Source organism: Blautia sp. OM07-19, assembly GCF_003481595.1.
GTDB classification, from domain to species: domain Bacteria; phylum Bacillota; class Clostridia; order Lachnospirales; family Lachnospiraceae; genus Blautia_A; species Blautia_A intestinihominis.
Map to the genome: position 1 here is coordinate 1 of NZ_QULA01000047.1, position 18770 is coordinate 18770.

The 18770-nt window shown below is 44.0% G+C and carries 25 protein-coding genes and 2 pseudogenes; 7 read left to right on the forward strand and 20 right to left on the reverse strand.

Translation table 11 applies throughout. From position 1 onward, the window contains the following. Positions 1-336 precede the first annotated feature (336 nt). Positions 337-513: an ATP-binding cassette domain-containing protein gene (locus DXC01_RS21140; protein WP_330427709.1), complete on the reverse strand. Its 177-nt coding sequence runs from the start codon at positions 511-513 to the stop codon at positions 337-339. A gap of 1 nt (position 514) precedes the next feature. After that, entirely contained in the window at positions 515-790 is a 276-nt protein-coding gene (locus DXC01_RS18405; RefSeq protein WP_330427710.1) for an MptD family putative ECF transporter S component, read from the reverse strand. Between DXC01_RS18405 and DXC01_RS18410 the strand changes: the two genes are divergently transcribed. Then, positions 708-1070 (forward strand): helix-turn-helix domain-containing protein, encoded by a 363-nt coding sequence (locus DXC01_RS18410; RefSeq protein ID WP_330427711.1) that lies wholly within the window; start codon positions 708-710, stop codon positions 1068-1070. The two genes, DXC01_RS18405 and DXC01_RS18410, sit on opposite strands and share 83 nt — an antisense overlap. Positions 1071-1098: 28 nt before the next feature. On the opposite strand, the gene DXC01_RS18415 is transcribed toward DXC01_RS18410, so the two are convergent. The 6 genes from DXC01_RS18415 to DXC01_RS18440 all read right to left on the reverse strand — a co-directional run bounded on the left by DXC01_RS18415 (position 1099) and on the right by DXC01_RS18440 (position 4886). Next, positions 1099-1719: a methylated-DNA--[protein]-cysteine S-methyltransferase gene (locus tag DXC01_RS18415; protein ID WP_118699569.1), complete on the reverse strand. Its 621-nt coding sequence runs from the start codon at positions 1717-1719 to the stop codon at positions 1099-1101. Continuing rightward, entirely contained in the window at positions 1716-2204 is a 489-nt protein-coding gene (locus DXC01_RS18420; protein ID WP_118699570.1) for an HD domain-containing protein, read from the reverse strand. Before DXC01_RS18420 ends, DXC01_RS18415 begins: the two co-directional genes overlap by 4 nt. Before the next feature lie 17 nt (positions 2205-2221). Further along, complete coding sequence (locus DXC01_RS18425; protein ID WP_118699583.1) at positions 2222-2665, reverse strand: GNAT family N-acetyltransferase; 444 nt, start codon at positions 2663-2665, stop codon at positions 2222-2224. Positions 2666-2803: 138 nt separating this feature from the next. Beyond that, positions 2804-3685, reverse strand: a complete 882-nt coding sequence (locus DXC01_RS18430) for an AraC family transcriptional regulator (protein WP_118699584.1) — start codon at positions 3683-3685, stop codon at positions 2804-2806. 99 nt (positions 3686-3784) lie between these two features. Next, the gene (locus DXC01_RS18435) at positions 3785-4408 is read right to left on the reverse strand and encodes an NUDIX hydrolase N-terminal domain-containing protein (RefSeq protein ID WP_118699571.1); all 624 of its coding nucleotides are present in this window, start codon (positions 4406-4408) and stop codon (positions 3785-3787) included. A 16-nt stretch (positions 4409-4424) separates the two neighbouring features. Further along, a complete protein-coding gene (locus DXC01_RS18440) occupies positions 4425-4886 on the reverse strand; it encodes an NUDIX hydrolase (protein WP_118699585.1) in 462 nt (153 codons plus the stop codon). A 173-nt stretch (positions 4887-5059) separates the two neighbouring features. Here DXC01_RS18440 and DXC01_RS18445 point away from each other — a divergent pair, with 173 nt between their 5' ends. Then, the gene (locus DXC01_RS18445; RefSeq protein ID WP_118699572.1) at positions 5060-5695 is read left to right on the forward strand and encodes a class I SAM-dependent methyltransferase; all 636 of its coding nucleotides are present in this window, start codon (positions 5060-5062) and stop codon (positions 5693-5695) included. A gap of 68 nt (positions 5696-5763) precedes the next feature. Here DXC01_RS18445 and DXC01_RS18450 read toward each other — a convergent pair whose 3' ends face one another. From DXC01_RS18450 to DXC01_RS18465, 4 genes are all read right to left on the reverse strand, one after another. After that, positions 5764-6402, reverse strand: coding sequence for a class I SAM-dependent methyltransferase (locus tag DXC01_RS18450; RefSeq protein WP_118699573.1), 639 nt, complete (start codon positions 6400-6402; stop codon positions 5764-5766). Positions 6403-6495: 93 nt separating this feature from the next. Continuing rightward, positions 6496-6729, reverse strand: a complete 234-nt coding sequence (locus tag DXC01_RS18455) for a hypothetical protein (protein ID WP_118699574.1) — start codon at positions 6727-6729, stop codon at positions 6496-6498. Positions 6730-6831: 102 nt separating this feature from the next. Further along, positions 6832-7428 carry a thymidine kinase gene (locus DXC01_RS18460; protein WP_118699575.1) on the reverse strand — a complete coding sequence of 199 codons (597 nt, stop codon included), beginning with the start codon at positions 7426-7428 and terminating at the stop codon, positions 6832-6834. A gap of 69 nt (positions 7429-7497) precedes the next feature. Beyond that, entirely contained in the window at positions 7498-7821 is a 324-nt protein-coding gene (locus DXC01_RS18465) for a hypothetical protein (protein ID WP_118699576.1), read from the reverse strand. 180 nt (positions 7822-8001) lie between these two features. On the opposite strand from DXC01_RS18465, the gene DXC01_RS18470 reads away from it, so the two are divergent. Both DXC01_RS18470 and DXC01_RS18475 read left to right on the forward strand, forming a co-directional pair. Next, a complete protein-coding gene (locus DXC01_RS18470) occupies positions 8002-8640 on the forward strand; it encodes a DUF3786 domain-containing protein (protein ID WP_158583655.1) in 639 nt (212 codons plus the stop codon). Beyond that, a complete protein-coding gene (locus DXC01_RS18475) occupies positions 8627-9106 on the forward strand; it encodes a TetR/AcrR family transcriptional regulator (RefSeq protein ID WP_118699578.1) in 480 nt (159 codons plus the stop codon). Before DXC01_RS18470 ends, DXC01_RS18475 begins: the two co-directional genes overlap by 14 nt. Here the strand turns inward: DXC01_RS18475 and DXC01_RS21380 are convergent. The 7 genes and pseudogenes from DXC01_RS21380 to DXC01_RS18505 form a co-directional block, all read right to left on the reverse strand. Continuing rightward, a complete protein-coding gene (locus DXC01_RS21380; protein WP_334295383.1) occupies positions 8999-9502 on the reverse strand; it encodes an RNA-guided endonuclease InsQ/TnpB family protein in 504 nt (167 codons plus the stop codon). The two genes, DXC01_RS18475 and DXC01_RS21380, sit on opposite strands and share 108 nt — an antisense overlap. Continuing rightward, a complete protein-coding gene (locus tag DXC01_RS21145) occupies positions 9480-9911 on the reverse strand; it encodes a helix-turn-helix domain-containing protein (protein WP_330427713.1) in 432 nt (143 codons plus the stop codon). The genes DXC01_RS21380 and DXC01_RS21145 overlap by 23 nt, the downstream gene beginning before the upstream one ends. Beyond that, a pseudogene (tnpA, locus tag DXC01_RS18485) lies at positions 9865-10125 on the reverse strand (IS200/IS605 family transposase); the annotation flags it as partial. The pseudogene tnpA and the gene DXC01_RS21145, both read right to left, overlap by 47 nt. A 74-nt stretch (positions 10126-10199) precedes the next feature. Next, the gene (locus DXC01_RS18490) at positions 10200-11036 is read right to left on the reverse strand and encodes an alpha/beta hydrolase (protein WP_118699579.1); all 837 of its coding nucleotides are present in this window, start codon (positions 11034-11036) and stop codon (positions 10200-10202) included. An 11-nt stretch (positions 11037-11047) separates the two neighbouring features. Continuing rightward, positions 11048-11434: a DUF4186 domain-containing protein gene (locus DXC01_RS18495; RefSeq protein WP_022213564.1), complete on the reverse strand. Its 387-nt coding sequence runs from the start codon at positions 11432-11434 to the stop codon at positions 11048-11050. 140 nt (positions 11435-11574) lie between these two features. Then, positions 11575-12933, reverse strand: coding sequence for a M20 family metallopeptidase (locus DXC01_RS18500; RefSeq protein WP_118699580.1), 1359 nt, complete (start codon positions 12931-12933; stop codon positions 11575-11577). A 68-nt stretch (positions 12934-13001) separates the two neighbouring features. Next, the gene (locus tag DXC01_RS18505) at positions 13002-13886 is read right to left on the reverse strand and encodes a 4Fe-4S binding protein (protein WP_022213413.1); all 885 of its coding nucleotides are present in this window, start codon (positions 13884-13886) and stop codon (positions 13002-13004) included. Between the two features lie 122 nt (positions 13887-14008). Between DXC01_RS18505 and DXC01_RS18510 the strand changes: the two genes are divergently transcribed. The 3 genes from DXC01_RS18510 (at position 14009) to DXC01_RS18520 (ending at position 17360) form a co-directional block, all read left to right on the forward strand. Beyond that, complete coding sequence (locus DXC01_RS18510) at positions 14009-14920, forward strand: LysR family transcriptional regulator (protein WP_022213412.1); 912 nt, start codon at positions 14009-14011, stop codon at positions 14918-14920. Positions 14921-14957: 37 nt separating this feature from the next. After that, positions 14958-15926, forward strand: coding sequence for an RluA family pseudouridine synthase (locus DXC01_RS18515; RefSeq protein WP_118699581.1), 969 nt, complete (start codon positions 14958-14960; stop codon positions 15924-15926). Between the two features lie 96 nt (positions 15927-16022). Further along, on the forward strand, positions 16023-17360 hold the full coding sequence (locus DXC01_RS18520) for an MATE family efflux transporter (RefSeq protein WP_118699582.1): 1338 nt from the start codon (positions 16023-16025) through the stop codon (positions 17358-17360). Between the two features lie 104 nt (positions 17361-17464). Here DXC01_RS18520 and DXC01_RS18525 read toward each other — a convergent pair. Beyond that, positions 17465-18770, reverse strand: a pseudogene (locus DXC01_RS18525) (IS1380 family transposase); the annotation flags it as partial.

Here is an 18770-nt window from a genome sequence, read left to right on the forward strand (position 1 = left end):
TACTGCCCGATTTATTTTCCTCACCTCGTATTTCTACATGTTTACAAATGATTTCAATTTCCATTTCTGAACAATATGTTCTTTTTTATTATAATACAAGTCATCCATGAGAACAAGCGTTTTCTTTTTTATTTATAAAATTCTTTTGATCATTTATGCTCAGATCTACAATTCATCTCACTACCTGCAGAGGTAGGAGAATTCTTGTTATATATTATGTTAAAAAACTGTGACCTCGGATTCTGAAAAACACTTCCAACGATCTTCGCCGTATCGTACAGCGGCTGCTCGGAAACTTTCACTCCATTTACCCAGGTTTCACCGCTCATTTTTCCCTCATAATTGCGGGATCAGACCGTTGATCAGTCGCGTAAGCGTTGTTTTGCCACAGCCACTCTCCCCGCAGAGCACGACTACCTGACCGTCTTCTATCGTCAGATCAATATCTCGAATTCCCGCAGAATGTTCATTATTTTCCCTGTAGGTAAACGTCACATGATCAATTTTTATCATACTATCTGCCTCCTAGAAAACAATGTATTTCTGTAGAAAGAATACCGCAAAACAGGATCAGGTCGCCCAGCAGGCCAAACACAAGACCCAGCGGTACACCCCAGTATCCCATTCCGGTAAGCCCCATCAGAAGGCCGCTTAAGATTGCCATTAATGTGACCATGCCAAACTTCTTTACCCTTGTCAGGAACAGCATGAACGGAATTCCTGTGATCAGTGTCCACAGCGCGCCAAGAATCGGCAGAAAGATCGGAACAAAGCTGATCGGGATCACCACACACCATCCTGCGTGGGAATTAGCCGAAGAATTTTCTATCAGTGAGACCAGTCTGAAAAACTATTTCCGTGGTGTTTACGGACAGAATGTCTCTGTCTATCTGCGTGAAATACGTATGAATAAAGCCGGAGAATTACTCGCCACAACGCGTTTATCTGTGGCTGAAATCGCAGAGCAGGTCGGCTATCTGAACCAGAGTAAATTCGCCTCTGTGTTCAAAAAACAATTCGGTGTATCTCCTCTGGAATATCGCCGTTCCAGGCATCTGGAAAAGAAATGACCAGGGAATCATGCTCCCTGGTCTGCTATTAGATCCCATATTTCTTCAGATCGACTTTGCCATCGATCACCTCTACCCCGTCTTCTTCAAGAAGCTTCGCCTGTGTCCTTTCTCCACCAAATGCAAAGGCTCCTGCCAGTTCTCCCTTCGCATTTACTACGCGAAAACACGGGATATGCTCCGGGTCCGGATTTTTGTGCAGGGCATTTCCAACTGCTCTTGACATCTTCGCATTGCCTGCCATCTCTGCCACTTTTCCGTACGTTGCCACATGTCCCTTTGGAATTCGTTTGACCGCCTCGTAGATCCGTTTTGTCGGGCTGTCTGTGATGATATCATAGCTTTCGGCGATCATTCTTTTGATGTCTTTATCCGGTATGCTGCCATCCAGAATGATCGTGTTCCAGTACTCTTTGTTCTGATGATAACCTGCGATCACGGCATCATACGCAGACCGCCAGAAGTCACGCCACTCCGGATTTACCTTTACATTGAGATTGATATATCCGTCTCTTTCATAGATCCAGAGGAAGGCTTTCTTACTTCCCTTCACTCTCACCAGCTGCCAGTTTTGATCTTTGAACGGGCGTTCTTCATATACATTTTTAAAGGATAATCCAAATTTCAGTGCCTCTTCGCGTGTTTTCATAAGCAGAACACTTCCCTTGTAATACGTTTTCCACTGTCTGTTTTCATAACTTTCTCAATAAAGTTTTCGATATTCTCTTTGCTGTATTCACTTTCATATGCATTTACAATATAATCTGCTTCGATCAGAATCTGATAATCAATCCCCTCAATGTCTTTCAGTGTATGATGATGTCCTACCAGATATGCCACACGTTCAATCTGTGCCTCTGACATACCAGTATCTGCCAGAAATTCTTTTACAATCGGCATTCCTTCTTTTTCCTGATATTTGCCGTTTGTATTGCCATACTTTTCGCGACAGAAAGGACATGCAATGTCATGTGTGATTGCTGCGACTTCCAGAATATACTGTGTTTCCTGATCCAGATTTTCCAGTTCTCCGATTGTCTTTGCGTACGTCCATACGCACATAAAATGATTGATATCATGAATATTTCCTTTCGAAAAAGCAATCATTTTTTCCATGATTTCTGAGATTTTCATAAATAGTTCCTCCTGTTTCACACCAGTTTCATATACAGAAGTGGATATGGATTTCCTTCTTCATCGTATTCTGTTCTTTTGTACGTTTGGAAGCCCAAATGCTCGTAAAACCCTACTGCCTGCGGATTTTGCTCATTTACTGTTAATTCACGGACTCCATAATCCTGGACTGCATATTGAAGCAGCTGTTTCCCCAGACCTTTCCCTCGTACTTTCGGAGAAAGAAAGAGCATTTCCAGGCGGTTATTTTCGATTCCTATGAATGCTGTCGGTCCATCTGTCTCATCTTCCGCAATGATCAGATGTACAACACCCTGTAATGCCTGTGGAACATATTCTTTGATCTGAGTGATCTCCGCATCCGAAAGAAAATGATGTGTTGCACGGACAAATACTTCCCAGATATCCAAAAGATCGGCTACCAGCCGGGGCGTTCTTTCTCTGACTTCGTATATTTTCATTTCACGATTTCCTTTCATAAATGATTTCTTATTATATCATTTTATCCCCAGGAATCCAATTCCTTCTACAGCAATATAGCGCAAAAAAGTGGAATTTCTCCTGCTCATCAGAAGTCGTTCCACTTTTTGAAATTCTTATTATTCTGTTTTCTCATTCACCGCGATCCAGATCTCGCACTGGTAATTCGGATCTGAGACATCCTGTGATGAGTAAACCTCAAACTCCACATTCTCCGCATATTCATACTGTGCGCTCTGCGGGAAAAATTCTGTGACGATCTTATGATAAGTCTCGATAAAAGCATCCGGCATCTTTCCTTTGCTTGTAAAGACCGCATAAGTATTCGCCGGGATCGTCACGATCTCCAGGTCGTCGTCAACTTTTCTTCCATCATACTCGACACCGATCCCATAAGGAAACTGCTTCGCATTAAGCTCAGAGGAAAAACAAATTCCAAGCAGACCTTTCATCACCGGATCCTCCGGCATGCAGGCGATCAGCCTTCCCATTGTTCCGTTCGCACCGTACTCCTGCCACATTGCGGTAATGTCAGGCGTGGCATTTGCCGACTGTGGTTTATCAACTCTTTTTCTCTTGCAGACAACCTGAAATGCATCTCTTTTTTCAATTCTGTAATCCATCTTACTGCCTCCTGTTAAGGTTAATTTTACAGACAGGGGAGTAAAGATTCTGACTTTGCCGCTGTGTTTTGCTTCACTTGGTGCAATGCCATGGAATCGGGTAAAGGCACGGGAAAAACTTTCCGGCGTATCATATCCATATTTCATTGCTATGTCAATGATCTTTGCATTTCCCTTTGACAGTTCTTCACCTGCCAGAGAAAGGCGGCGCATACGGATATAATCACCAAGCGAAAATCCGCACAAAATACCGAAGACTCTCTGAAAATGAAACGAAGACGAATACGCCTGTTTTGCCACTTCTTCGAAGTCAATTTCTTCTGTTATATTCGCTTCCACATAATCAATCGCTCTCTGTATTCCCTGTATCCAGTTCATTCTTTCACTCCCTTCCTGGTGATTACAGTCTAGCAAAATATAAGAGGCATTTCCTGACTCTGCGTGCTCCCAGATGTTATGAAAAAAAACCTCTATCATTTAATCAAAAAATGTCTTCCATTTATCACCTGCACGGTATGCATCAAAACACATTCTGATCTGTTCTTCATTGTTCTTTTCGCCTGCAAGTTCAGGAAGTTCGTCCTCTGCAAAATAGTCAAAACCTGTAGTCTCGATATTCTCTTCAAAACCTCCACCAGTCGCCGCGCAGAGCATGAATATCTTGCAGACTCTGTATGCATAGACCGGAAGATTATGCTTTTCCCTGTCCTGAATGGCGATCACACTTTTGACAGAAACATCAAGACCTGCTTCTTCTTTCACTTCTTTTATTGTGTTTTCTGTTACGGATACATTCACATCGCACCATCCGCCCGGCAGTGACCAGGTTCCGTTGTTTTCGTGAACGAGCAGGATTTTTCCCTCTTTAAATATTGCCGCGCGGGTATCAATTTTTGGTGTCTGATAGCCGGTCTCATTACAGAAAAGATCTTTTACCTTTTCCACTTGCAGACCGGAAAGCTCAGCCATCATTTCAGCAGAAATATCTCGAATGCGTTCATAACGTTCTTTGTCGTAAACATCTTTTCCATAAGTAAGTCCTACCTGTGCAAGACTCTGTAGTTCCACGATCAGATCGATCCATTGTTTATTTTTATCCATCTTGTAAGTTCCCTCCTCAATACAAATTGATCTTCGTTTCAACAAGTCTGTCGCCTTCATACTGCAGTTTCGCGGAAAAAAAGCGTTCTTCGCCCGAAAGAAGCAGATCAAGAAACACCCTATCCCCTTCCCATGCAGGAAGTTCCGATACCCTGGCTTTGTCGATCCAGCAAAGCTCACCCTCATTGCATTCGATCAGTTCACCTGTATATCCGTCCGCTGTAAACACGCACATAAGCTCGGATTCAGATTCACTGTTTATAAACGTTACCAGCCCGCGAAATTTATACGAGGTGAGCGTAAGACCTGTTTCTTCCTTCACTTCACGCACGAGACATTCCTCAGGAGTTTCCTGACTTTCCACATGCCCGCCGACGCCGATCCATTTACCTTCGTTCATGTCATTCTTCTTTTTTACTCTGTGAAGCATCAGATATTTATTATCATTTTCTATGTAACACAACGTAGTTGTCGTCATTCCAGTTTTCCTTTCTTTCATACATTCCTATCTCTAATAACTATAGCATACTCCCAAACCAAAATACACAGACACGCCCCGTTTAATTGACTTTTCTGTGCATTTATGGTAATGTCTGGTTAGTGCAGCCTAACCGTTTATCAAAAAAATTTCAAGTTTAGGAGGCCTTTTTTATGACACCTGAAAAATATAAACAGCTTTCTATCAAAGAATTCACACAGGCAGCCAAGATTTACGACAGTGGACATGCCGGTATTTATGAAATGTGTAAGGATGATTACCCGCCGATCCTGGCAGAACTGGAAAAGGAGCCTTTCCACGATGTGCTCGACTGTGGCTGTGGAACCGGACCGATGCTTGAATTGCTCCATCAAAAATACCCGGATAAACATTATATCGGTCTCGACCTCACTCCTGAAATGATCAAGGTCGCTCAGGCAAAGAAGCTTTCCAACACGGAATTTATTGTAGGCGACAGCGAAAATCTTCCTTTTGCTGAGGATTCTTTTGATGCGGTGATCTGTTCCAACAGCTTCCATCACTATCCGAATCCTCAGGCATTTTTTAACAGTACTTACCGTGTTCTGCGAAAAGGCGGCCGACTCGTTTTACGTGACTATACCTCTTCAGATTTTATCGTCTGGCTGATGAACCATCTGGAAATGCCTCTGGCAAATCTGGCTGGTCATGGCGATGTGAAGATACATAAAGTCACAGAATTCATCGCCATGGCAGAAAAAACCGGCTTCACTGTACTGACTATGGAGAAACAGAAAGGGTTCCGCGCACACCTTGTTGCACGTAAATAACAGTAGATCATCTCATTGAAAAACGCCTGCGGCAGTCAGCTGTACAGGCGTTTTTGCGAATCCATCACTTACTTTTTTTCATAAATAATCCCCATTCCACTGATCATCCATGGTGTTGTTACAAACCCCGGGATAAAGTCGAGTTTCTTTTCCAGATTTCCTATGTAATGTACTTCTGAGATGCCTTCCGCTTTCAGTTCACGGACGAACTGCTCCATATCTCCGTACAGTGCTTTCTGGGAAAACATATCCTGAAAGGAAAAAACGCCGCCTTTTTTTACTACCCGTAGTGCTTCTCTTACAACATCCCGTTTGTCTTTTGCTGTGCGTACTTCATGGAATACAAAGTTGCTTACTGCCGCGTCAAAGGTTTCATCTGGAAAATCCAGTTTCGCAGCATCCCCTTTCTGGAAAGATATACGATCTGCAACACCTTCTATCTGTGCGTTTCTTTCACATTGTTCTTTGGCGTAATTCCATTCTGCGCCCCAGTAGTCCATTGCGGTGATCTGTGCTTTTGGAAAAGCTTTGGCACAGCGAACCGTAAGTGCGGCTGCCCCGCATCCGATGTCGAGTAGTCTGCCTTCTCCGTTCCAGTCAAGATGCTCGACCAGGTGCTCATGCACACCCAAAAGAACTGCTGCTCCAAACAACATATAGAGTGCTTTCTCCGGTACCCAGTTTCCGTAGTTTGCTTTTTCGTTCATGATTTTTTCCTCCTCACATTTCAAATCAAATCTGTGTGAGCACATAACAAATCCGAAAAAAATTATGTTTTGCAATAGAAAAAGCCTACCGCATTATTTGCGATAGACTTCTTTTTGTCCGTTCAGATATTTAATTAACGCCATTGTCCCTGCATCCGCGTGGATGCCGATCTCTCTTGCAAGCCTTATTCTTTCTTCCACGGTATAATCTCCTTTGATCAGTTCCATGTATCCCTGAAGCCTCATGGAAACCAGAATCCTGATAAGTTCCGCATCGGGGCTGACACCCATAAATTTGGAAAAATAGCTGGTAAATGCTGATTGCATCTGCCGGATCTGATTAATTTTTGTTCGGTTTGTTTTCTTCGCTCATCATTCATAACACTTGTTATGTTAGCACGCACTAACCGTTTTGTCAACGTTACTATTCTACTTCCACAATTTTCCTTCTTTGTAGTGCTTTCTGCAAAGTGCCACATAACTTTCATTTGAACCGAGCATGATCTGTGCGCCTTCGCGGACGATTTTGCCATTAGCATATCTGGTGTTGCACTGTGCTCTTCTTCCACACCAGCATACGGTAGGGACTTCTTCTATCACGTCTGCAATCTCCATAAGCCGCCTGGAGCCCGGAAAGAGATGGTTCAAAAAGTCGGTGCGAAGCCCATAGCAGAGAACCGAAATATCATAAAAATCCACGATATCCGATAATCTGTCTACTTCTTCGGGCGAAAGAAACTGTGCTTCGTCCACCAGAACTGCTGCTACCCTTTTTTCATGGTAGATATATTCTGAAGTTTCAACATTCCAGCATTTCGAGATCTCCTGCAAAAAATCATCTACATATTCAGCCGGTGCAGACAGCCCTATCCGGGACTTGATCTCATCTTCCCCATCCCGGTTGTCAGTCCTTGGTTTTAATAATACCGCATACTGACCACGTTCTTCGTAGTTATAACGAACCATCAGAATATTGGCAGACTTCGAACTGCCCATTGCTCCGTATCTGAAATATAATTTTGCCATTTTTTAACCTTTCCCCGATTTTCCATACTGAAAAATCCTGCTCTGTATTTTTATTATCGACCAATCTGGTCAGGCCTTATATCTTGCATATATTCGATTATATACGACTACCAGTACCGGAATCCCAATTACACAGCCCACTATGATCAGGTCCAATGCTGCTGTAGAATTCCAAATCCCGGCAAATGTCGCCACCCAATAAATAATAGAGTATACGATCCACATAATTCCATTGGCATGATTGTAAGCAGTAATATCTGAAATCTCTGTCTCTTTAACAGTCTTTCCAGACCAGAACCACATAGGTTTTTTCCTGTTCCATGCGTAAATTCCAATTCCTGTGAGTAATGCACTGCATGGGATCATTATGATGTACCAGATCAAATTTTCCATAGAATTTCACCTTTCTCTCGGATTTTTTATCATTCCTCATGCCCTTTCACGAACAGTATAACACAAATAAATGTAGCCTGGTGAACAGATTTTCTATAAAAAGCTAACCATATTTGACTTTATAGACCGAATAGTCTATTCTGTAAATAAATTGTAAAGCACATGCACCTGGAGGCTGATATGATAAACGCTGTTAGTAATTACGAAAAGACGAAACTTTCTATGGCGAATGTTTTCCTGCAATATGACCAGGACACAATGATAGCCAAATTTTCATTAAAACACGATCCGTCCTGGTTGTATCTTTCTTTTGTTAAGCGCATCTATCGTATCAACAGGAAATCAGGAAATGTTCAATGGTCAGAGGATGATTTTAAAACTGTCTGCGAAGCAGATTATAATGAAGCAATGACCATTTATGATGTTTTGTGTTATTCCAAAGATGAATGTCATCTGGCACATAAGTTTGTAAACGTTGGTAGTCTTTCCACTGTCCAAACAGGAAATCTTTCTTCGAATAATGGATTTTTTCAGAATACTGCTGACTCTTTTAATGGAAAAATCCCAGAATTACACAACGCCTGCCTGACACTTTCCGGGAAAGAACTGAAAAAGGGCGATGTTGCTTTCGAATTAGAACTTTTTCCTTTTTTGCCAGTTATTATTCGTTTCTGGGAAGCAGACGATGAATTCCCGGCAAACCTTCAAATTCTTGTAGACAGAAATATTTTGGATTATATGCATTATGAGACGCTCATGTTTGCACTCACACATTTATTTCACAGACTGAAGGAGGAAATACACAATGACAAAGGGTGAAGAATCCAGGCAGCGTCTGATCAAATGTGCTGCCGAACTGTTCTGGAAAAACGGCTATTCTGCAACCGGAATCAGCCAGATTCTCAGGCAGACAGGACTTCCCAAATTATCAGCAAGAACAACAGGACGGAATTTTGCCGGCTGTCCGTATGCGGTGATGGGCATGGAAACTGCACTCAGCAGGCCGAACATCACATCTGCATTTATGGACGCACTGACATGCTCCCACCACTTAAATCTTACAGATTTTGAAGTGGGGGCTTCCTGCTCGATTGCCCTTCAGGGCAAAGCTAAAACAGGCTATCCCCGCGTGTCCCGCGGTTCTTTTTTATCTGGTTACAGATTTTTCTATGTGCCGCTACGCACACTTTTTATATATCTTTTTTCCTTCTTTCAGGATATTGACAGCTGCATTCACATCCCGATCCATCCGGTTTCCACATTCACATATGTATGTCCGTTCTGACAAAGCCAGTTCTTTCTTCCTGTTCCCACATACGCTGCATATCTTACTGGATGCAAAATAACGGTCTACTTTTATAAGATATTTCCCACGTTCTTCCAGCTTATATCCAAGCATCGAAAGGAACTGCCCATATCCGTTATCCTGTATCCTTTTTCCAAAGTGCAGACCTCCGGCTATCCCTTTCAGGTTCAGATCTTCCACACATACCGCATCATACTTCTCCGCAAGGTCATGACTGAGCTTATGATGGAAATCTTTCCTCTGGTTCTTTATCCTTTCATCACATAATGCAACCCTTTTCCTCTGTTTCTGATAGTTCCTGCTGCCCTTTTCGCATCTGGAAAGTTTTCTCTGTTCCCGGGCAAGCTTTTTCTCAGCACTCCGGTATCGAACGATGAAGTTTTATTTTTATGGGTGTCATCTTTGGCAGTTTCAGAGACTTTTCCTGCAGGCAGATATTTCCATTTACCATATTCGTTGTATAAGATTTCCGGGAATGTTTTTTTAATTTATAATTTGGAAATCCCACTTTCGGTTCCCGAAAAAATTTCCGGAAGGCTCCTTCCAGGTTCCTCTGCACATTTGCCAGTGCAAGAGAATCTGCTTCTTTCAGCCATGGATGTTCTTTTTTATATCCGGCCGGTGTATTTTTCAGCATCTTTTTTTCTTTCTGGTAATAACTGATCTTATCTGCAAGCATCTGGTTATAAAGAAAACGGCAGCAGCCGATTGTTTTCTCTATCTGAATTATCTGCTCATTATTTGGATAGATCCTTATTTTTACTGCCCGGTTTATCTTTCTCACCCTGACTTTCTATATACTGACGGATTGCTTCTATTGGTGCCTCACCTGCAGTCAGCAGGCAAAAACTCTGGCTCCAGAATGCTTCTTTCCACAGTTTCTCTTTTATCTGTGGATATTCTTTTTTCAACAGTCTGCTACTGGCACTTTTATACGCATTAATAAACTTACTTAGTTCTGACCTGGGTTGTGCCCGGAACATTACATGAACATGGTCTCAGTCATGGTTTCACTCTTCCAGCACCTTTCTTATTCCTTTTAATACACCTCAAAGCTACCTCTCTTCATTTTCTATTGCTCTGCAAAAAAATGCTCCTTCGCATATGTAAACTGTCGGTTGAACTTTTCTGCTGCCTGGTGGCTGATTTCCAGTTCCGGGTACATCATGTCGAAGGCGTGGATGTTGCTGTGGTAAATGTCCAGTTCTGCGTGGATGTTGTTTTTCTTCAGTTTATGTATGTATCGCACGGCTTCTGCAAAAAACGGCTCTCCATCTCCTACAAACGTGTAGGCCGGCGGCAGACCAGAAAAGTCTGTGCACCTTGCCGGAGCAGCATAGATCGGTACCTTGGTTTTGTCAGTATTTCGCAGATACATTTTCCAGGCGAAATGATTTTTCCGTGTATTCCAAACTTTGCCGTGATTGTCCCGGGATGTTTCCGTATCCCGGTCATCCAGCATTGGATACAATGGCATCTGAAAAGCAATCTTCACATCCCCTGTATCTCTCGCTTTCATGCATACAGCGACACACAGCCCGCCGCCGGCACTTTCTCCACCGACCATGATCTGATCCGTTCTGATTCCCAGCTCATCTGCATGATTTTTCAAATACAAAAGTGCATCATAGCAGTCATCCAGTGCCGCCGGATACGGAGTCTCGAAAGCCATTCTGTAGCCAGGGGAAAAGACCACTGCTCCGTATTTTTTGACAAGATCCACCGCTCTTGACATATGAACCATTTCTTTCATTCCGGCGATATATCCGCCACCATGAATCCACAAAATCCCCGGCGTTTTATCCGTCTTTTTCTTCGGCGAAAGGACAAGTGCCGGAATATTTCTGCCCTCAGAAGGTATCTTGATTTTTCTTACGCAAATATCCCTGTCGGGTTTCATTGATCGCATGTCTGCACTCCTTACCTTATCAGTCTGTCCTGAAACAGTTCCATCTCCTGCCGAATCCAGGTCATGATCACGTCCACGAGGTAGTCCTGCTGCACCTGGCTCAATTGTTTCCCTGGCTGGATCTTGTGCCATTTCTTAATGCAGCCACGGCAGCATGTCGCTGTTGCGTGCTGTGCGATGAATACAGGATGACCGCGCATTGGGGTCTGTTTTCCATCGTTTGGGATCACTGCCGGTGCTTCGCGCTTTACGATAAAATCGCGCGCATGTTCTTCTATTTTGTCCAGCCCTTTGCTGTTGATATAATCAATGTCCACCTGTTTCAGATGAAATCTGCTTCGGAATGTCGACTTCCCCAGATTTTCAAAAAGCTGTTTGTACCATTCGTCTTTTGTCACTTTTCTCACTCCCGGAAACTTACTTCTCGATATGTACAACAAAAAGGACATGGCAAACTCCACCATGTCCCCATTTGAGTCAAGCGGATATTCGCACTCCGCTTTGCTACTTGCTTATAACCAAATAGCAGTTGATCTGGTTAGATTGCAAGAAGATTCTTGATCGCTTCCATATAGATAAGCACAGCTTCTTCCATTCCAGATACAAGAATAAACTCATCTGCGCCGTGGATACGGTAGTCGATCCCCGGCATTTCCGGTCCGAATGCGATGATGTTTTTGAGTGATTTCGCGTAAGTTCCACCGCCGATCACCATCGGTTTGTTCTCTGTATCGCCTGTAACATCTACGTATGCCTTGTACAGAGCATTTACAAGAGGGGATTCTCTCGGGAAAAACAGTGCATCACCGATCATATGAACCTCGATGCGTCCGTTCTCATCTTCCAGTCTGTCAGCACACATCTTGCGGACTTCGTCTGCTTTGAGAGTAACCGGTACACGAATATCAATCGTACTGGAGATCACTCCATCTTCTGTCTTGACGATTCCATTGCACAGAGTCAGCTCACCAAATTCATCTGCAAACTTAAGTCCAAGACCGGAGCCATCACAGGCTGTACCGATATGTTCATTGTAGAATTTCACAAAGTCATCTTCGAATCCTGCTTTGGCAAGGCATTCAAATGTCACACCTGCCGCATTGACACCAAGAGTCGGTGTGCTAGCATGCGCAGGAACTCCCTTTGCATAAATGCTGATCTCGCCGTTCGCTTCTGTCACTTTGTATTCCTGAAGTTTGGTTTCTGCAAAAGCTGCTTCCAGTTTGTCCTTCAGTCCTGTTTCTGCCGGAACGACTGTATTGCAGGTATCACACACAGCATTGGAAACAAAACCTCCGTTCATGGAAATGATCCTGGTATTCTTAGAATGTGCTGTCATCATTACCATGCCCTTCTCACCGTGGATGCACGGGAAGTTTGCGTCTGGTGTGAATCCGCAGGATACTTCTTCTGCAACTTCATTGTAATGCTCCATGCATTTGGAACCTGTCTCCTCATTGCAGCCCATGATCAGACGAACTCTCTTGTTGAGTTTCACTCCGGAATCACGGAGAAGCTTCATTGCGTAAAGAGCTTCCAGAACCGGTCCCTTGTCATCTGTGGTTCCACGTCCGTAAACATGGTCACCTTCTCTGGTAAGTTTGAACGGATCATAAGTCCAGTCACCGCCGACCGGAACGATATCAAGATGTCCTGCAATACCGACGATTTCTTCGCCTTCGCCCATCTCAGCATAGCCGCAGTAATTGTCCAGGTTTACGGTCTTGAATCCGAGTTCATCGGCAATCTTGAGTGCTTCCTCAAGTACCTTTGCAGGGCCTTCGCCAAAAGGCATTCCCTCTGCCGGAGTCCCAAGCTGTGAATCGATCGCAACCAGTCTTCCGAGATTTGTCAGCATTTCGTCTGTTAATCCATGAATCTGTTCTTTTATTTCCATAATCATTGCCTCCAGTTTGTATTAGCTTTCGCTGAAATTTCCTCTTCCCCTATCCTAACAGATATTTGTCAGGCAAGCAACTCTTTCTCCACATTTTCGAAACCAATCCGCTCAATTGTTTCTGCAAAACGTTCTCCTTTGATTCCGTTATCTCTGAAGAAAAGGATTGCTTTCTCGATAACGTCAAGTGCCTCTTCTTTGGACGTAAAAATCCTGCCAAGCGCTCTTCCCTTTGATACCTTTTTGCCCCAGCGTCCGCCGATGTAGATCTTGTATCCATAAGTGCCGTCCTCGATCGTGTGGAACGGGCATTTTCCTACGCAGCGTCCACAGTGTCTGCACGCTTCTTTGTCGATCTGGATCTTTCCATCAATGACCTTTGCAACTTTGTTTGGACACGCGGCTTCGATCGCACATTTTTTGCAGCCTTTGCAGACATCTGTGTTGACTTCCGGGATCCTCTGTCCGATAATCCCGACATCATTCAAATTCGGTTTGACACAGTTGTTCGGACAGCCGCCTACTGCGATCTTGAATTTATGCGGCAGTGCGACATCGCTGTATCCTTCATAAAAACGTTTGTAGATTTCCTCGGAGATCGCATAGGAATCCAGAAGTCCATACTGGCAGGTTGTTCCCTTGCAGGATACCACCGGACGGACTTTTGCTCCCGTTCCTCCTGTCACCAGTCCTTCTTTTGCGATGAACTGCTGGAATTCTTCAATCTTATCATAAGGGATTCCCTGGATCTCTACGGAAAGTCTCGTTGTATACAGTAGATTTCCATTGCCAAATTTTTCGGCTGCTTCTGCCATACAGCGGTGCTGTGCTGCGGTTACTTTTCCATTTATCGTAAGGACCCGTGCCGAAAACAGATCGGTTCCTCTGTTGTTCAGAAATCCCATTCCTTTGACTCTTTTTTCATCTTCTTTGCTGACTGTTAATGCTGACATCTCTATACCTCATTCCATGTTTTTTTCATTTATAATTCATAATATACCACTTGAGTATGTATTTGAAAAATGATATTATTTTATAGAAATGATAGGTATTTTCTATACTAGGAGAATGTAAAATGACGATACGACATCTGACCATTTTTGTTGCAGTAGCTGACCAGGGCTCTATGAGTGCAGCTGCCGCTCATCTGTATTTATCGCAGCCTACCGTAAGCCAGGCGATCCGCGAGCTGGAAAAGCATTACAACGGGCTTCTTTTTGAACGCCTCGGCAAAAAGCTTTACCTCACAGAACGCGGAAATCTGCTTCTGCCGCAGGCGCGCAGTCTGATCCGCCAGTTCCAGCAGCTTGAAGAACTGATGCTCAACCAGGGACAGTCCTCCACATTGAAACTCGGTTCCACGATCACGATCGGAACGTGCCTGACTCCTTTTCTGATCCCGAAACTACAGAAAATCTGCCCGGATGTCAGGGTCCATTCTTATGTGAGTAATACCAAGGACATTGAACAGAAGCTCCTTCGTTCTGAACTGGATGCCGGAATCGTTGAAGGCGAGATTCTTTCTCCTGACCTTACCGTTCTCCCGATCATAGATGACTGCCTGGTGCTTGCCGCAGGTAAAGATCATCCTTTTTATCAGAAAAGCTGTATCCAGGTACAGGATCTCGCCGGAGAATCTTTTGCCATGCGCGAGCAGGGAAGCGGAACCCGGCAACTTTTTGAAGACTATGCAGCGAGGCATCAGATTTCTGTTCAGACAGTCTGGGAGGCAAACAGTCCCCGTACACTCCTGAATGCGGTGCTTTATGACCGGGTGCTTTCTGTCATGTCTCTCCGGCTTATGAAACATGAGATCCAGCACAATACGATCCGGGTTTTTTATAACCAGAATGGCGAATGGAACCGCAAATTCAAGCTTGTCTATCACAAAAACAAGTTTCTGACCCCTGCGATCTATGAACTGGAAAAACTGCTCCACACATACAAAAATATCAAACTCCCGACCAATATGGGAATATTGGAATAAAAATCCCAATCTCACTTATAATAAAGGAACGCTTCTTATGGAAAAATATATCAGCTTTACAGTCCCGTCTGATTCAGCCATTTCTACCGTCGGTCAGGTTCTTCGTGCTCAGGGACACCTGACAAAAAAGCAGATCAGCCGCGCCAAATTTCTTCCGGATGGCATTCAGAAAAATGGCATCCGCTGCCGGATCACAGAATTTGTCCTTCCCGGTGACGAAATCCAGGTCTGTCTGGAAACTGCGGAAACTGCTTCTGAACAGCTTGTTTCGGGCGATTTTTCTTCCCTTGAGATTCTGTATGAGGATCAGGATATTCTTGCGGTAAATAAACCGGCTGGCATGCTCACACATCCGTCCGGAGCACATTATGCGGACACACTTTCCAATCTGATAGCTGCTTATTTTCAAAACAAAAAGGCCTCCGTCCGTGTCCGCCCGATCGGACGGCTTGACAAAGAGACCTCTGGTATTATTCTGTTTGCCAAGAATCAGGTTGCGGCGCAGCGGCTTCAGGCACAGCGTGAAGAGCATGTTTTTCGTAAGGAATATCTTGCCGTTGTAGCTGGATATCTCCCAGAAGATCCTGCTGATCTCTGGCATACCATTTCTTTTCCTGTAAAAAAAGTATCTGACCACCCACTGCGGATGCAGGCTGTTCCTGCTCCTGACGATAATTGCAGTACTGATGCTTCTCTGCTGCCCGCAGTTACGCATTACTGTACGCTTTACAGTGCAGCAAACTGGTCATTGGTATCTCTCCGCCTGGATACAGGCCGCACGCATCAGATCCGTGTCCATATGAAAGCTCTCGGACATCCGCTCCTGGGCGATACTTTGTACTATGAGCAAAAGCTGGACAATTTTTCTGTACAGCCATCTTTTGCCCGCACTGCTCTCCATGCCTGGAAGGTATACTTCCGGCAGCCATTTGAAGGAAATGAGATCAGGTTGACCGGAACACTGCCGGAGGATTTCAGAGCGATCATACCTTATTTGCCGCTCTGAAAAATCATCTGTTCTTATAGTTGACAGTGTTGCCTGTTCGTGTGAAAATAGGACAGATGCAAGTGGATTTTATTTTTATGTATTGGAGGATTTTTTATGTCAGATCAGGTTCGTGATATGACGAAGGGTTCCCCGGCGAAGCTGATCCTGCTTTTTGCAGTGCCGCTGATGCTGGGGAATATTTTTCAGCAGTTGTATACGATGGTGGATACGATCGTTGTCGGACAGGTTGCCGGGGTTCAGGCTCTGGCTGCCCTTGGTGCGGTGGAATGGATCATGTGGATGGTACTCGGCGTTTCTACCGGAGTTACGCAGGGGTTTTCTATTCTGATCTCGCAGCATTATGGTGCCCGGAAATGGAGTGACCTTAAGAAAGCAGTTGCACACAGTTATCTGCTTACAGCGGTCACTGCTGTTTCGCTTCTGATCGTCAGTCAGCTTGCTGCCAGATGGATCCTGGTGCTTTTGAATACACCGGATAATATTATTGGGATGTCGTTGATCTATCTCAGGATCGTTTTCTGCGGAATTCCGATCGTTGCCGCCTATAATATTTTTGCCTCCGTGCTGCGTGCTCTTGGCAACAGCCGAACGCCTCTGATCGCTATGCTCATTGCTTCTGTTATCAATGTGGTCCTGGATCTTGTTTTTGTTGCCGGGCTTCACTGGGGTGTAGCCGGTGCTGCTCTTGCTACGGTTACTGCTCAGGCTTTTTCTGCTCTGTACTGTTTCGTTGTGGTGAAAAAAATCGATATTGTACATACTTCCAGAAGTGATTTTGAACATGTGCCGGGACTGAACCGGAAACTTCTTGGACTCGGCGCTCCGATCCTGTTTCAGGATGTGATCATTTCTGTTGGCGGTCTTGCTGTACAGTTTGTGATCAATGGATATGGATTTCTGTTTGTTGCCGGATTTACTGCAACGAATAAGCTTTATGGTGTTCTGGAGATGGCTGCGATCTCCTATGGATATGCAGTGGTTTCCTATGTTGGGCAGAATCTTGGTGCAGGTAAGATCGGGCGTATCAAAAAAGGTGTGCATGCCAGTGCTTTTCTTGCATTTCTGACTTCAGCATTTATCAGTATCATGATGTTTCTTTTTGGAAAAACACTGCTCTCTATGTTTATTTCCGGTGACCCGGCACAGACGGAACAGGTGCTTGCCATTGCATGGCATTATCTGTCCATTATGGCTTCCTGCCTCTGCATTTTGTATTTCCTGTATGTTTACCGTTCTGCGCTGCAGGGGCTTGGAAATACGATGATTCCTATGCTGAGTGGTGTTGTGGAATTTTTTGTCCGGGTTGGTGTTGCTCTGCTGCTTCCGAAACTTGTCGGACAGAATGGGATTTTTTATGCGGAGATTGCCGCATGGACGGGAGCGACGGTGCTTCTTGTCGTCAGTTATTATATTAACCTGAATTATTCATGAGCATTTCCATATGCTCAATACTGCAAAGCCTTGAATCAGTTCCCTTGTAAGCAACCGAGTTATCCTTAAATCACTTTGGAACTGTCAAGGTACGTTAATAGTTGCTATTCTAACTGTATGGACAGCTGCTGGATATTCTTCAATGTCCTGTAGAACTCCTTTTTATAAGGACAGCTGCTACACAGTTTGAATGTGATGGATCTTGCTGAATGGATTGCCCTTGCAGCAATTTTTATCAGCTTTAAGCGAATGGTATCCACCTGTTGCTTCCGCATACTGGCTGGCAGTACCAGCCGCCTGAACCAATTGAATAGGTTGTAGGCAAGCATATGAAGTCTCATACGGTTGGCATTTACTACTTTGGAATGACTGCTGACAGCAGCAAAGTCAAATCCACTTTTGCTTTCTTTAATGAAGTTTTCCATCTTGCCCCTGCCACAGTAAAACTGGATGATCTGATAAGGTTCCATATCCATGTTTGTAACAATAAAAGTGTACATGTGTGTCAGCTGACCGTATGGTTTTTCAATTTTGAAAACCACGCGTCTTGGATATTTCCATGAACCTGCCTGATACATGAATTCGCCATACGTTACTGCATAGCTGATCTGGTCCTTTTGAGTGGCCTTGTACAAATCTTCCTCTTTATCTGAAGCCAGGGCAACGAGTGTGGAATTCTGTTTTAAACGGATGGCATAAGTGCAGCCATTACTCTCACAAGTTTCATAAAGTTTTGGAGAAAAGAATCCGCTGTCGCCGCGAAGATAAGTATTAATGCCTCTTTCCAGGTATTCCTGAAAGATGGATTTCATAAATTTATCTGCCCCATTGCTGCAGTAGAGCGTTCCATCACGAAGTTCCGCTTTTATCAGATCCCCGGTCAGCCCGTCATAGCATAGTAATGGATGATATCCATGTTCCTGATAATGGAAGTTGAAGCCTTCTCCTTCCTGCTAACCATAAGTGCCAAACAGGGTACTGTCCAGATCCAGAAACACATGCTCCGGCCATTTTATGGAATAGATGATATTCCTGAGATTTTTATCGATGTCATCAAACTGTATCAGGGTATCTTCATCCATACGGTTAAAAAATCTTGATAATGTCGGTTGTGATGCCAGACTTTCTTTCTCAAGAATAGCCTGGAAAACAGGATCCAAAGTCAGTTCATCCGCACAATCATCCTGAAAATCTATTACAGATAACCTGATAGATTATCTGTAATAGATTTTCAGCGTCCTTATGGAACCGGACAGCTTTATCATTCGTCTTGAACTTCTTTTTGATCAGCTTTGTGAAGCCGATTTTTGCAGCGAATTCTTTTATCAAAAGGAGACCTGTATCGGAGGAAAGATCACCTCCATCAAAATTTATTTTAATTTGCCTATTGCTTTGAAGTGAAAAGGTGTT

Coding starts and splice junctions, on each gene's coding strand:
- DXC01_RS21140 (WP_330427709.1), bottom strand. CDS start 513: ATGATAAAAATTGATCATGTGACGTTTACCTACAGGGAAAATAATGAA.
- DXC01_RS18410 (WP_330427711.1), top strand. CDS start 708: ATGAACGGAATTCCTGTGATCAGTGTCCACAGCGCGCCAAGAATCGGC.
- DXC01_RS18415 (WP_118699569.1), bottom strand. CDS start 1,719: ATGAAAACACGCGAAGAGGCACTGAAATTTGGATTATCCTTTAAAAAT.
- DXC01_RS18420 (WP_118699570.1), bottom strand. CDS start 2,204: ATGAAAATCTCAGAAATCATGGAAAAAATGATTGCTTTTTCGAAAGGA.
- DXC01_RS18425 (WP_118699583.1), bottom strand. CDS start 2,665: ATGAAAATATACGAAGTCAGAGAAAGAACGCCCCGGCTGGTAGCCGAT.
- DXC01_RS18430 (WP_118699584.1), bottom strand. CDS start 3,685: ATGAACTGGATACAGGGAATACAGAGAGCGATTGATTATGTGGAAGCG.
- DXC01_RS18435 (WP_118699571.1), bottom strand. CDS start 4,408: ATGGATAAAAATAAACAATGGATCGATCTGATCGTGGAACTACAGAGT.
- DXC01_RS18440 (WP_118699585.1), bottom strand. CDS start 4,886: ATGACGACAACTACGTTGTGTTACATAGAAAATGATAATAAATATCTG.
- DXC01_RS18445 (WP_118699572.1), top strand. CDS start 5,060: ATGACACCTGAAAAATATAAACAGCTTTCTATCAAAGAATTCACACAG.
- DXC01_RS18450 (WP_118699573.1), bottom strand. CDS start 6,402: ATGAACGAAAAAGCAAACTACGGAAACTGGGTACCGGAGAAAGCACTC.
- DXC01_RS18455 (WP_118699574.1), bottom strand. CDS start 6,729: ATGCAATCAGCATTTACCAGCTATTTTTCCAAATTTATGGGTGTCAGC.
- DXC01_RS18460 (WP_118699575.1), bottom strand. CDS start 7,428: ATGGCAAAATTATATTTCAGATACGGAGCAATGGGCAGTTCGAAGTCT.
- DXC01_RS18465 (WP_118699576.1), bottom strand. CDS start 7,821: ATGGAAAATTTGATCTGGTACATCATAATGATCCCATGCAGTGCATTA.
- DXC01_RS18470 (WP_158583655.1), top strand. CDS start 8,002: ATGATAAACGCTGTTAGTAATTACGAAAAGACGAAACTTTCTATGGCG.
- DXC01_RS18475 (WP_118699578.1), top strand. CDS start 8,627: ATGACAAAGGGTGAAGAATCCAGGCAGCGTCTGATCAAATGTGCTGCC.
- DXC01_RS18490 (WP_118699579.1), bottom strand. CDS start 11,036: ATGCGATCAATGAAACCCGACAGGGATATTTGCGTAAGAAAAATCAAG.
- DXC01_RS18500 (WP_118699580.1), bottom strand. CDS start 12,933: ATGGAAATAAAAGAACAGATTCATGGATTAACAGACGAAATGCTGACA.
- DXC01_RS18505 (WP_022213413.1), bottom strand. CDS start 13,886: ATGTCAGCATTAACAGTCAGCAAAGAAGATGAAAAAAGAGTCAAAGGA.
- DXC01_RS18510 (WP_022213412.1), top strand. CDS start 14,009: ATGACGATACGACATCTGACCATTTTTGTTGCAGTAGCTGACCAGGGC.
- DXC01_RS18515 (WP_118699581.1), top strand. CDS start 14,958: ATGGAAAAATATATCAGCTTTACAGTCCCGTCTGATTCAGCCATTTCT.
- DXC01_RS18520 (WP_118699582.1), top strand. CDS start 16,023: ATGTCAGATCAGGTTCGTGATATGACGAAGGGTTCCCCGGCGAAGCTG.